Annotated in this window: 11 protein-coding genes; 4 read left to right on the top strand and 7 right to left on the bottom strand. The window is 72.5% G+C overall.

Annotated features, from left to right (window positions below):
* Positions 1-46: 46 nt before the first annotated feature.
* The 4 genes from hisN to AC1Q5D_RS03815 are packed head-to-tail and all read right to left on the bottom strand — an operon-like array spanning position 47 to position 3,849.
* Positions 47-844 (bottom strand): histidinol-phosphatase, encoded by a 798-nt coding sequence (gene hisN, locus AC1Q5D_RS03830; RefSeq protein ID WP_481737240.1) that lies wholly within the window; start codon positions 842-844, stop codon positions 47-49.
* 36 nt (positions 845-880) lie between these two features.
* Positions 881-1,978 carry a ribosome small subunit-dependent GTPase A gene (gene rsgA, locus AC1Q5D_RS03825; RefSeq protein ID WP_481737239.1) on the bottom strand — a complete coding sequence of 366 codons (1,098 nt, stop codon included), beginning with the start codon at positions 1,976-1,978 and terminating at the stop codon, positions 881-883.
* 8 nt (positions 1,979-1,986) lie between these two features.
* Positions 1,987-3,297 (bottom strand): 3-phosphoshikimate 1-carboxyvinyltransferase, encoded by a 1,311-nt coding sequence (gene aroA / locus AC1Q5D_RS03820; RefSeq protein WP_481737238.1) that lies wholly within the window; start codon positions 3,295-3,297, stop codon positions 1,987-1,989.
* A gap of 9 nt (positions 3,298-3,306) precedes the next feature.
* Positions 3,307-3,849, bottom strand: coding sequence for a DoxX family protein (locus AC1Q5D_RS03815; protein ID WP_481737237.1), 543 nt, complete (start codon positions 3,847-3,849; stop codon positions 3,307-3,309).
* A 253-nt stretch (positions 3,850-4,102) separates the two neighbouring features.
* Between AC1Q5D_RS03815 and AC1Q5D_RS03810 the strand changes: the two genes are divergently transcribed.
* Positions 4,103-4,744, top strand: a complete 642-nt coding sequence (locus AC1Q5D_RS03810) for a sigma-70 family RNA polymerase sigma factor (protein ID WP_481737236.1) — start codon at positions 4,103-4,105, stop codon at positions 4,742-4,744.
* Positions 4,744-5,010 carry a mycothiol system anti-sigma-R factor gene (rsrA, locus tag AC1Q5D_RS03805; protein WP_481737235.1) on the top strand — a complete coding sequence of 89 codons (267 nt, stop codon included), beginning with the start codon at positions 4,744-4,746 and terminating at the stop codon, positions 5,008-5,010. The genes AC1Q5D_RS03810 and rsrA overlap by 1 nt, the downstream gene beginning before the upstream one ends.
* A gap of 101 nt (positions 5,011-5,111) precedes the next feature.
* Here rsrA and AC1Q5D_RS03800 read toward each other — a convergent pair whose 3' ends face one another.
* The 3 genes from AC1Q5D_RS03800 to AC1Q5D_RS03790 form a co-directional block, all read right to left on the bottom strand.
* Positions 5,112-5,186 (bottom strand): 50S ribosomal protein bL37, encoded by a 75-nt coding sequence (locus AC1Q5D_RS03800; protein ID WP_369299106.1) that lies wholly within the window; start codon positions 5,184-5,186, stop codon positions 5,112-5,114.
* Positions 5,187-5,270: 84 nt separating this feature from the next.
* Entirely contained in the window at positions 5,271-5,876 is a 606-nt protein-coding gene (locus AC1Q5D_RS03795; RefSeq protein ID WP_481737234.1) for a GDSL-type esterase/lipase family protein, read from the bottom strand.
* A 94-nt stretch (positions 5,877-5,970) separates the two neighbouring features.
* Positions 5,971-9,807: a multifunctional oxoglutarate decarboxylase/oxoglutarate dehydrogenase thiamine pyrophosphate-binding subunit/dihydrolipoyllysine-residue succinyltransferase subunit gene (locus AC1Q5D_RS03790; RefSeq protein ID WP_481737233.1), complete on the bottom strand. Its 3,837-nt coding sequence runs from the start codon at positions 9,805-9,807 to the stop codon at positions 5,971-5,973.
* Between the two features lie 316 nt (positions 9,808-10,123).
* Between AC1Q5D_RS03790 and AC1Q5D_RS03785 the strand changes: the two genes are divergently transcribed.
* Both AC1Q5D_RS03785 and AC1Q5D_RS03780 read left to right on the top strand, forming a co-directional pair.
* Positions 10,124-11,440, top strand: coding sequence for a hemolysin family protein (locus AC1Q5D_RS03785; RefSeq protein ID WP_481737232.1), 1,317 nt, complete (start codon positions 10,124-10,126; stop codon positions 11,438-11,440).
* A complete protein-coding gene (locus tag AC1Q5D_RS03780) occupies positions 11,437-12,528 on the top strand; it encodes a hemolysin family protein (protein ID WP_481737231.1) in 1,092 nt (363 codons plus the stop codon). Before AC1Q5D_RS03785 ends, AC1Q5D_RS03780 begins: the two co-directional genes overlap by 4 nt.
* Positions 12,529-12,553 lie beyond the last annotated feature (25 nt).

The raw sequence follows: 12,553 nt of genomic DNA, 5'->3' as shown, positions 1-12,553 counted from the left end.
CCGGCCGCGGGGCCGGGGCACGCCAGGGGAGCGGGGGGGGCGGGCGCTATCCGCGGGCGAAGAACCCGAGCGCTTCCTCGTGCAGGAGCCCGTTGGTGGCCAGGGCGTTGCCGCCGTGGCACCCCTCCTCGCCCTCGAGGGACGTGAAGCGGCCGCCGGCCTCGGTGACGATCGGCACGAGGGCGGCCATGTCGTAGAGGTTCAGCTCCGGCTCGCACGCGATGTCGACGGCGCCCTCGGCCACCAGGCAGTAGGACCAGAAGTCGCCGTAGGCGCGCGTGCGCCAGACCTTCTCGTGCAGGTCGAGCATGTCGTCCAGCTGGCCGCGTTCGCGCCAGCCGCCGAGCGACGAGTAGGAGAGGGAGGCGTCGGACAGGTCGCGCACGCCGGAGACGGCCAGGCGCGTCGCCTGGGCCAGCGACTTGCCGGTGTAGGCGCCGGTGCCCTCGGCCGCCCACCAGCGCCGGCCCAGGGCCGGCGCGGACACCAGGCCGACGACGGGGCGGCCCTCGTCCATCAGGGCGATGAGGGTCGCCCAGACGGGCACGCCCCGCACGAAGTTCTTGGTCCCGTCGATCGGGTCGATGACCCATTGCCGCGGGCCGTGCCCCGTGCTGCCGAACTCCTCGCCGAGCACGGCGTCCCGGGGGCGGGCGCGGGCCAGCTGCGCCCGGATCGACTCCTCGGCCGACTTGTCCGCGTCGGAGACCGGCGTCAGGTCCGGCTTCGTCTCCACCTGCAGGTCCTGGGCCTTGAAGCGGGACAGCGTCGTGGAGTCCACCGAATCGGCGATGACGTGGGCCAGCCGCAGGTCGTCGTTGTAGGTCATTACGTCGCGGATCATGGGCTCCAACCTACCGGAGGGGCCGTCCCGCGCCGGCTAGACCGCGCCGAGCTCCTTGGCGTCCCCGCTCTCCTCGGCGCCCAGCAGCCGGCGCAGGGAGGCGAGCCGCGCCTGGACGGTGGGGCCGCCGCGGGCCGCCCACGCGTCCAGCGCGCACCCCGGTTCCCCGGCGCGGTGCGTGCAGCCGCGCGGGCAGTCGGCGATCCCCGGGCCGAGGTCGTCGAACGCCTCGATGATCCGCGACGGGTCCACGTGGGCCAGCCCGAAGGAGCGGATCCCGGGCGTGTCGATGATCCACGTCCCGGGTCCGGCGTCCGCCACGCGCAGCGCGACGGCGGAGGAGGACGTGTGCCGGCCGCGGCCCGTCACCGCGTTGACCCCGCCCGTGGCCCGCTGGGCCCCCGTGAGGGCGTTGACGAGCGTGGACTTCCCGACGCCGGAGGGCCCCAGCGCGACGCTGGTCCGGCCGTCCAGCAGCCCGCGCAGGCGCTCGACGGCGTCCGGGTCCAGGCTCGCGGAGGTGCCGTCCGCGGAGCGCGCGTCGATGCCCCCGGAGCCGGCGCCGGCCGTGCGGCTGACGACGGTCTCCAGGTCGAGGTGCCGGTAGGCCTCCAGCAGCGGCCCGGGGTCGCGGACGTCGGCCTTCGTGACGCAGAGGAGGGGATCGATGCCGGAGTCGTAGGCCGCCACGAGGGCGCGGTCGATGAAGCCGGTGCGCGGCTCCGGGTTCGCCGCGGCCACGACGATGACCAGCCGGTCCGCGTTGGCGACGACGACGCGTTCCACCGGGTCCGTGTCGTCGGCGCTGCGGCGCAGCACCGTCGTGCGGTCCTCGATGCGCACCAGCCGCGCCAGGGAGCCGGGGGAGCCGCTCGTGTCGCCGACCAGCCCGACCCGGTCGCCGGGGACCACGGGGGAGCGGCGCAGCTCGCGCGCCCGGGCGGCGACGACGAGGCGCTCGGAGGCCAGGTCCTCGTCGACGATCACCGTGTACCGGCCCCGGTCGACGGTGATGACCCGGGCGGGGACGGCGTCCTCGTGGGCGGGGCGGTCCTTGGTCCGGGGGCGGGATCCGCGCTTGTTGGGGCGGATGCGGACGTCCGCCTCGTCCCAGGAGCGGGGGTCGCGTGCCATCGCGGGCCCTAGACGGCGCCGGCCGTCGCGGCCAGGGCGGTCCAGAGGTCGGGGAACTCGGGCATCGTCTTGGCCGTGGTGGCGATGTCCTCGACGGCGACGCCCTCGACCGCCAGCCCGATGATCGCCCCGGCCGTGGCCATGCGGTGGTCCGCGTAGCTGCGGAACACGCCGCCGTGCAGCGGGCGGGGCCGGACGACCAGGCCGTCGTCGGTCTCCTCCGCGTCCCCGCCGAGCCGGTTGATCTCCGCGACCAGCGCCGCGAGCCGGTCGGTCTCGTGCCCACGCAGATGGGCGATGCCGCTCAGTCGGGACGGGCCGTCGGCCAGCGCGCACAGCGCGGCGGCCGTGGGGGCCAGCTCCGAGGAGTCCGCCAGGTCGATCGCCCGGATCGCCGGGCCGCCGCGCACGGTCAGCGTCCCGTCCTCGAGGGCGACGTCCGCTCCCATCCGCGCCAGGATGCTGCGCCACTGGTCGCCGACCTGCGTGGTCCGCTCGGGCCAGTCCGGGATCCGGACCGTGCCGCCCGTGGCGAGGGCCGCGGCCAGGAACGGGCCGGCATTGGACAGGTCCGGCTCGACGCGCACGTCGAAGGCGGCGATCGGGCCGGGCGAGACGCGCCAGCGGCCCGGCACCGAGTCGTCGACCGCCACTCCCGCGGCGCGCAGGACCTCCACGGTCATCCTGATGTGGTCCAGGCTCGGGACCGACGGGCCCTCGTGGCGCAGGTCGAGCCCCTCGTCGAAACGCGGGGCGGCCAGGAGCAGGGCCGAGACGAACTGCGACGAGCCCGAGGCGTCGATGGCCAGCTCCCCGCCGGGCACGCGACCGGTCCCGTGGACCGTGAAGGGCAGGCGGCCGGACCCACCGTCGTCCACCCGGACCCCGAGCCCGCGCAGCGCGTCGACGACGGGGCCCATGGGACGCTCCCGGGCGGCGGGGTCGCCGTCGAACGCCGTCGCCCCCGCCGCTAGGGCCGCGAGGGGCGGCACGAAGCGCATGACCGTGCCCGCCAGCCCGCAGTCGACCGCGCGCTCGGCCGGGGCCCCGGGCGCGCCGAGCGGGTGCACGCGCAGGTCGTCGCCGAACGGCCCGTCGCCGGGGACGCGCTCGATCCGCGCGCCGAGCGCCTCGAGCGCGCGGACCATCAGCGCCGAGTCCCGCGAATGCAGGGGGGAGCGCAGCAGGGACGGCCCGTCGGCCAGCGCGGCGAGGACCAGGTAGCGGTTGGTGAGTGACTTGGAGGCGGGGACGCGCACGGTGGCGTCCACCGGGCGGGTCGCGCGGGGGGCCGGCCAGGCGGAAGTGGGGTGAGGCATCGGGCGGGCCTAGTGGCCGATCACCCCGCCGGCGGCCTTCCGCGCGTCGCGCGCGGCATCCCGGGCCTCGTGGGCCGTGCTGCGGACGGCCTGGGAGACGTCCTTGTTGGTGCGCTCCAGTTGCTTGCGGGCGTCGTGCACGAGGTGCTGGGCGCGCCACGCCAGGGACGGGCTGCCCGCGGTGTCGACGCTGGCGAGCAGGACCCCGCCGGCCAGGGAGGCCTGCTTGGTCCACTCCGCTGCCGTGTTCTGCCCGTGGCGGCCGACGACGGCGTCTACGGCGGTCGTCCCGACGAGCAGGGCCGCGGCCAGCCGGGGCATCTTGCCGGTCGCGAAGAGCACGCCCGCGCCGACCTGGACGCCGCCGAGGACCCGGGCGAGGAGCGTGGCGTCGATGGCCGCGTCGCGCACCTGCGGGATCCGGCGCTCGAGCCGCTCCAGGCCGGGCCGCAGGGACTCGGCGGCCTGGACGGGGCGGCGGAGGCGCTCGACCCCGGACCAGATGAAGTTGGAGGCGAGGAGCGGGCGGGCGAGCAGGCGGACGGGTGACATGGGGGACCTCCGTGTCGTCGGTAGCGGTTCGCTGCCCCTAGTCTTGCACCTTTTCGGTGCAGGGGAACGGCGGCGGGCCCGGGGGCCCGGGGGAATAGGGCCCGTGCGCCCGGCGTTGGAACGGGCACAGAGGACGCCGCGCGTGCGGCGGTCCCGGGGTTGCGCGCGAAGCGGAAGGGAGGCGCCGATGGCCGGTGTGGCGTGTGCCGTCGAGCCGCGGCAGGCGGCCCTCTCCCGCGTAGACTGGGCCGCGATGACCGAGAGCCAGCAGACGAACGAACCCGTGCCGGACGGCGCCGAGAGCGACGCCGAGCGCCGCGCGCGGTTCGAGCGCGAGGCCCTGCAGTACGTGGACCAGCTGTATTCGGCGGCCATGCGCATGGCCCGGAACCCCGCGGACGCCGAGGACCTCGTCCAGGAGGCCTACACGAAGGCCTACTCCGCGTTCCACCAGTACAAGCCGGGGACCAACCTCAAGGCGTGGCTGTACCGGATCCTGACGAACACGTACATCAACCTCTACCGCAAGCGCCAGCGCGAGCCGCAGCGGACGAACACGGACACGGTCGAGGACTGGCAGATGGCCCGGGCGGCCGAGCACTCGCCGGCGGGACTGCGCTCGGCGGAGACCGAGGCGCTCGACCACCTGCCCGACTCCGACGTCAAGAGCGCGCTGCAGGCCATCCCCGAGGAGTTCCGGTTGGCGGTCTACTTCGTGGACGTGGAGGGGTTCTCCTACAAGGAGACGGCCGGGATCCTCGGCATCCCCATGGGGACCGTGATGTCCCGCCTGCACCGGGGCCGCAAGCAACTGCGGGAGCTGCTGGCCGACTATGCGGCGGAGCGCGGCGGCAAGACGACAAGCGGCCAGGGGGCCGGACGGGAGATGGACTAATGGGCGACTGCCATTCGCTGGGCGACTGCGACGACGACCGCATCGTCCGGCTGTACGAGTACCTGGACGGGGCGTTGACGCTCCAGGACCTCAACGACGTCAAGGCCCACCTCGAGGGGTGCCGCGAGTGCGCCCACGAGTACGACCTCGAGTGCATCATCCGCTCGGTCGTGCGGCGCAGCTGCCGGGAGTCGGCCCCTGACGCGCTGAAGGCGCGCATCATGACGCGGATCAGCGAGATCCGGGTGGAGACGGTGCACCGCTAGCCCGCGCGGGACCGCGGGACTCGGCCCCGCGGTGCGGTCCTGGCAGAGACGCGGAAGGGCACGCCCGGTGGGCGTGCCCTTCGCGTTGTCGGCCGTGGCCTTTAGGTGTTGGGGCGCTTGCCGTGGTTCGCCCCGCCGCGCTTGCGGTCACGGCGCTTGCGTGCACGCTTGCTCATGGCTGTCTCCTCACTGTCGAACGAATGGACCGCCCACCAGTCTCCCACACCCGCGTCGGGTGCGGTGAATCCCGGTGAACCGGGTCAGGACGCCGCGGGCTCCGGGAGCTCAAGCCAGCGGTACCAGCCGCGGTGCAGCACGAGCCACGCGATGAGCCCGTGCCCGGCCTGGCCGGGCAGGCCGCCGTTCGCCGCCAGGTCGCTGCGCCACTGCTCGTGGTGCTGCAGCGGGGTAAACGTGTCCACGAACGCGTGGTGGCGCCGCGAGGCGACGTCTCCGTAGGCGGCCGAGAGGTCCGCGAGGCGGGCGTTGCGCTCCGCGTCCAGGCCGGGCGTCGGCCCGACGACGAGGGCCTTGATGCTCATCTGCGACGCGGCGTCCAGGATGTTGGCCAGGTTCAGCCGGCTGCGCGCCGTGGAGAGCCCCAGGTCGAGGTCGGCGTCGGAGAGCGCGACGACCAAGCGGTTGTCGCACCCGTCCCCGAATCGCCGGCCGGCCTCCTCCAGCCAGCGCTGGGCCAGGGACTCGGTGCCCTCGGACGGGGCGGCAAGCATGTAGCTCTCGACGCGCGCGGCGTCGTTCGGCGTGCGGGCCAGAACGCGCCCGTACCAGCCCAAGGCGCGCGGGTCGCCATGGCCGGCGAGCAGCTCGTTGCCGATCGCGGCCAGGCGGATGATGCGTTGTTCCACGGAAGACCTTTCTGACTGCTGGGGGCCACACTAACAGCCCGGAAATGCGGAGGGCGGGACCGTGGTCCCGCCCTCCTGGGGTGCGTCTGCCGGCCTAGCCGCGGCGGAATGCCTCCTGCAGCAGCTGGGCCTGCTCGACCTCGTGGCGCTTGTGCGATCCGGTCGACGTGGCCGCGGACGCGTGGCGCGACGCCAGGGTCAGCGGGCGGTCCAGCTCCGGGGCGAGGTTGATGCCGATGAACGGCCACGGTCCCTGGTTGCCGGGCTCGTCCTGGGCCCACACGAGCGCGGCGTTCGGGTACTTCGCCAGCTCCTTCTTGATCCGCTCGGTCGGGAGCGGGTAGAGCTGCTCGACGCGGAGGATCGCGACCTTGTCGTCCTCGGCCTTCTGGCGGGCCTTCTCCAGGTCGTAGTAGAGGCGCCCGGAGACCAGGATCACGCGCTCGACGCGCTTGCCGTCCAGCTTCTGCGTGTCCGGGATGACCTCCTGGAAGCCGCCCTGGGTGAACGCCTCGACCGGGCTGGCGGCCGCCTTGAGGCGCAGCAGCTGCTTCGGCGTGAACACCACGAGCGGGCGGCGCGGGCGGGCCTTCGCCTGCCGGCGCAGCAGGTGGAAGTGGTTGGCGCCCGTCGTCGGGTTGGCGACGACCAGGTTGTCCTCGGCGCACAGCTGCAGGAACCGCTCGATCCGCGCGGACGAGTGGTCGGGGCCCTGCCCCTCGTAGCCGTGCGGCAGCAGCATGACCAGCGACGAGCGCTGGCCCCACTTCTGCTCGGCGGAGGAGATGAACTCGTCGATGACGATCTGCGCCCCGTTGACGAAGTCGCCGAACTGGGCCTCCCACAGCACGAGCGCGTCGGGGCGCTCCACCGAGTAGCCGTACTCGAAGCCCAGGGCCGCGTACTCGGAGAGCAGCGAGTCGTAGATCCAGAACTTCGCCTGGTCCTCGGACAGGTGCTGCAGCGGGTTCCACTCGTCGCCGGTGGCGCGGTCGTGGAAGACCGCGTGGCGCTGCACGAAGGTGCCGCGGCGGGAGTCCTGGCCGGCCAGGCGGACGGGGACCCCCTCCATCATCAGCGAGCCGAACGCCGCCAGCTCCGCGAAGCCCCAATCGATGCCGCCCTCGCGGGCCATCTTCTCGCGGCGCTCCAGGAGGGCCTTGAGCTTCGGGTGGACCGTGAACTCCTCCGGGATCTCCAGGTGCGCGGCGCCGATCCGGGCGAGCGTCTCCGCCGTCACGGTCGTGTCAGTGCGAGACGGCGTCGCGTCGTCCGCGACCTGGCTGCCCGGCAGCTCGAGGTCGTTGACGGTGCCGTCCGACGAGATGACGGGGATCGGCGACGTCTGGGCGGCGTGGGTCTCGGAGAAAACGCGCTCCAGCCGCTCCTGGTAGTCGCGCAGGGCCTGGTCCGCCTCGTCCTGCGTGATGTCCCCGCGGCCGACCAGCGCCTCCGTGTAGAGCTTGCGGGTCGAGCGCTTCGCCTCGATGAGGTTGTACATCATCGGCTGCGTCATCGACGGGTCGTCGCCCTCGTTGTGGCCGCGGCGGCGGTAGCAGACGAGGTCGATCACGACGTCCTTGTGGAACATCTGGCGGTACTTGAAGGCGAACTGGGCCACGCGGACGACGGCCTCGGGGTCGTCGCCGTTGACGTGGAACACCGGGGCCTGGACCATCTTGGCCACGTCCGTCGAGTAGACGGAGGACCGGGACGCGGTCGGCGCGGTGGTGAAGCCCACCTGGTTGTTCACGACGATGTGGATCGAGCCGCCCGTGCGGTAGCCGCGCAGCTGCGAGAGGTTCAGCGTCTCGGCCACGACGCCCTGTCCGGCGAACGCGGCGTCGCCGTGGACCAGGATCGGCAGGACGTCGAAGCCCTCGTCCCCGCGGTCCAGGCGGTCCTGCTTGGCGCGGACGATGCCCTCGAGCACCGGGTTGACGGCCTCGAGGTGCGACGGGTTCGCGGCCAGGTAGACCTTCGTCTCGTTGCCGTGCTCCGAGGTGTACTTGCCCTCGGTGCCCAGGTGGTACTTGACGTCGCCGGAGCCCTGGACGGACCGCGGGTCCTGCGTGCCCTCGAACTCGCGGAAGACCTGCGCGTAGGTCTTGCCGGCGATGTTCGTCAGGACGTTGAGCCGGCCGCGGTGGGCCATGCCGATGGCCACCTCGTCGAGGCCCTCGTCCGCCGCGTCGGAGATGACGGCGTCCAGCAGCGGGATCAGGGACTCGCCGCCCTCGAGGGAGAAGCGCTTCTGGCCGACGAACTTCGTCTGCAGGAACGTCTCGAACGCCTCGGCGGCGTTGAGCGTCCCGAGCACCCGCAGCTGCTCCTGGCGGGTCGGCTTGTTGTACTCGTGCTCGAGCTCGTTCTGGAACCACTGGCGCTCGGCCGGGTCCTGCAGGTGCATGTACTCGATGCCGGTCGTACGGCAGTACGCGTCGCGCAGGACGCCCAGGATCTTCCGCAGCGTGAGGCGCGGGGCGCCGCCGAACCCGCCGGTCACCCACTCGCGGTCGAGGTCCCACAGGGTGAGCCCGTAGGTGTTGATGTCGAGGTCCGGGTGCTTGCGCTGGACGTACTCGAGCGGGTTCGTGTCCGCCATCAGGTGGCCGCGCACGCGGTAGGCGTGGATCAGCTGCTGGATGCGCGCGATCTTGTTGACCTGCAGCTCGACGTCGACCTGGTTGTCGACGACCCAGCGCACCGGCTCGTAGGGGATGCGCAGCGCCTCGAAGATCTCGTCGTAGAAGCCCTGCTCGCCGAGCAGCAGCGACTCGACAAGCCGCAGGAACTCCCCGGAACCGGCGCCCTGGATGACGCGGTGGTCGTACGTGGAGGTCAGCGTGATGATCTTGCCGATGCCCTGGGCGGCGACCGTCTTGGCGCTGGCGCCGCGGAACTCGGCAGGGTACTCGAGGGCGCCGACGCCCACGATGGTGGCCTGGCCCTTGGAGAGCCGGGGCACGGAGTGGACCGTCCCGATGCCGCCGGGGTTCGTCAGGGAGACCGTCGTGCCGGCGTAGTCGTCCGCGGTCAGCTTGTTGTCGCGGGCCCGCTTGATGAGGTCCTCGTAGGTGTTCCAGAACTCCGAGAAGTTCAGGGACTCCGCGGCCTTGATGTTCGGGACCACCAGCGAGCGGGAGCCGTCGGGCTTCGGCATGTCGATGGCGATGCCGAAGTTCACGTGGGCCGGCTGGACGGCGTGCGGCTTGCCGTCGATCTCCTGGTAGGTGACGTTCTGGGAGGGGAACAGCTTCAGGGCGCGGACGACGGCGAAGCCGATGAGGTGGGTGAAGGAGACCTTGCCGCCGCGGGCGCGCGCGAGGTGGGAGTTGATGACGATGCGGTTGTCGATCAGCGCCTTCGCGGGCACGGCGCGGACGGTGGTCGCCGTCGGCACCTCGAGGCTGGCCTCCATGTTGGTGGCGATCGCCTTGGCCGGGCCGCGCAGCGGGGTCTTGCGGTCCTCGTCGGTCCGTGCGGGACGGTCGGACTTCGGCAGCTGGGCCGGGATCGGCTGCGTCTTCGGGGCGTCGCCCTTGGGCTCCGCCTTGCCGGACTCCGCCTTCGGGGCCGGCGCCTTCTGCCCCGGGGCGGCCTGCGCGCGGTCCGCCGGCTTCTCGGCGGGCACGCGGGACGCGGCGCCCTTGTCGGAGGCCGTGCTCTCCGCGGAGGCGTCGGCCGTGTCGGAGGTCGCGTCGACGACGCGGGCCTGCGATGCGGCGCGCGGGGCGGGCCGTGCCGCCTCCGGGCCCGTGCCGGACTCGGCCGACGGCGCGGACTTGCCGTCACCGAACGACTCGAAGATGTCCCACCACTTCTTGTCGACCGAGTTCTTGTCCTTGAGGAACTGTTGGTACAGCTCGTCGACCAGCCACTCGTTTCCGCCGAATTCCTCGGTCAGCCGGTGGTGTGGTTGTTCTGGCACGGTTACGCCTCATTCCCTGAATTGCCTCTGTCGCCCGGTGCCCGGATCAGCCACGACGGCACTGCGACTCGGTTCCTTGACCACGGGCCAGTCTACTGACATGCACCGGGCCCCGGCCAACCCCCGCGGGCGTGTTCCCGGACATGCCCGCGGGCCCGGATCCGGTAGAATGGGCCTTCCTATGGACAGCCACTCACCGTGCCGGCCCGCCGCCTCCGGGCGCCGCGCCGGCGCCTTCTGCCCTTGTCCGACCGACGGTCCGGCGCCCCAGGAGCCTTCCAGACCCGTCCGCACCCACCTGGCGGTGGCGCTGTAGATGGAATGGCTGCTGCTGGCCTGCGGATTCCTTTTGATCCTCGGGACCGGCTTCTTCGTCGCCGTTGAGTTCTCCCTCGTCGCGCTGGACCAGGCCAGCGTCCAGCGGCTCGTCCAACAGGGCGACCACGGGGCAGTGGCCCTCCTGCGCTGCCTGAAGACGCTCTCGACCCAGCTGTCCTCGTGCCAGCTCGGCATCACGCTCACCACGCTGCTGACCGGCTATGTGATGGAGCCCTCGGTCGGGCGCCTGCTGACGCCGGTGCTCGAGGCCGCGGGGATGGGGGCCGCCGCGGCCCCCGCCTCCCTCGCGGCCGCCATGGTCCTGGCGACCCTGGTGTCGATGCTCATCGGCGAGCTGGTCCCCAAGAACCTCGCCATCGCCCGGGCCCTGCCGCTGGGCCGGGCCCTCGCCCGCCCGCAGTTGGCGTTCACCGCCGTCTTCAGGCCCGCGATCGTGCTGCTCAACGGGTTCTCCAACCGCGTCCTGCACCTCTTCGGCCTGGAGGCGCAGGAGGAGATCTCCGGGGCGCGGACCCCGGCGGAGCTGGCGTCGCTCGTGCGCCGCTCGGCCGAGTTGGGCACCCTGGACACCGGGACCGCGATCTTCCTGGCCCGCACCCTGCGGTTCTCGGAGCGCTCCGCTGCGGACGTGATGACGCCGCGCATCCGCATGCAGACCGTCCACGCGGACGAGCCGCTCGAATCCGTCATCGACCGGGCCCGGCGCACCGGATTCTCGCGCTTCCCCGTCATCGGCGAATCCGCTGACGACGTCATCGGCGTCTGCCACGTGAAGAAGGCCGTCGCGGTCCCGCGCGCCAAGCGGGCGGGGCTCGTGGCCGCCAATATCGTCTCCGACGTCGTTGCCGTCCCCGAGACCGTGCACCTGGACTTGCTGATCTCGGACTTGCGCGAGGCCAACCTGCAGGTCGCCATCGTGCTCGACGAGTACGGCGGCACGGCCGGCATGGTCACGCTCGAGGACCTCGTCGAGGAGATCGTGGGCGAGGTCGCCGACGAGCACGACCGGCGCCAGCCGGGGGTGCTGCAGTCCGCGGCCGGGCTCTGGTACTTCCCGGCCCTGCTGCGCCCGGACGAGGTCGGGGACCAGGTGCCGGGGCTGCGCATCCCCGACGACGCGGCCTACGAGACCGTGGGCGGCTACATCATGTCCGTGCTCGGCCGGATCCCCGTCATCGGCGACCGCGTCGACACGGGCGCCGGCCTGCTCGTGGTGGAACGCATGGACGGCCGGCGCGTGGACCGGCTGCGGTTCGAGCCGGCGACCGCGGCGGCGGGGGAGGGCTCCCTGTGAGCGACTGGACCGGAATCCTGTGGCTGGTGGTGCTGCTGGTCGGCAACGCGTTCTTCGTCGGCGCGGAGTTCGCCGTCATGGCGGCCCGGCGCAGCCAAATCGAGCCTGCGGCGGAGCAGGGGCGCCGCGGCGCCCGCACGGCGCTCTACGCCATGGAGCACGTCTCCCTGATGCTCGCCGTGTGCCAGCTGGGCATCACCGTCTGTTCGCTGCTGATCCTCAACGTGGCCGAACCGGCGATCCACCACCTCTTCGCCGCGCCCCTCGAGGCCATCGGCGTGCCGGCCGGGGTCGCGGACACGTCGGCGTTCGTGCTGGCGCTGGCCATCGTGACCTTCCTGCACGTGACGTTCGGCGAGATGGTCCCGAAGAACATCTCGGTCTCCGTCGCCGACCGCGCGGTGATGCTGCTCGCGCCGCCGCTCGTGGGCCTGGCCAAGCTGCTGCACCCGATCGTGTGGCTGCTCAACGCGTCGGCCAACGCGCTGCTGCGGCTGCTGCGCGTCGAGCCCAAGGACGAGGTTGCCTCGTCGTTCACGCTCGAGGAGGTGCGCTCGATCGTGACCGAGTCGCAGCGGCACGGGCTGGTCGACGACGAGTCGGGGCTGCTGTCCGGGGCGCTGGAGTTCTCCGCGTACACGGCGGCGAACACGATGGTCCCGGTGGCCGACCTGGTGGCGCTGGAGGCCGACACCACGCCCGAGCAGTTCGAGCGGGCCGTCGGGCGCACCGGCTTCTCCCGCTTCGTCATCCGCGACGAGGACGGCGAGCTGGCCGGGTACCTCCACCTGAAGGACGTCATGGTGATCCCGGAGTCGCGGTACGGGGACCCGATTCCGGTGTCCCGGCTGCGCTCGCTGGCCAACCTGCGCCCCGACGACGAGATCGAGGACGCCCTCGCGATCATGCAGCGGACCGGCTCGCACCTGGCCCGCGTCAACGACGGCGCCGGGCGCACCGTGGGGATCCTGTTCCTGGAGGACGTCCTCGAGCAGCTGGTGGGCGAGATCAGGGACGCGACGCAGGCGCACGGGCTGCGGCGCCACAACACCTCGAATGAAAATGAAAACAATTCGCATTTAGGTTAGGATGGTCGACGGCGTCCCGCCGCCC

Source organism: Arthrobacter paludis, from assembly GCF_056782315.1.
The sequence above is the reverse complement of the archived record's forward strand: the minus strand, read 5'-3'. Positions and strand labels throughout refer to the sequence as shown.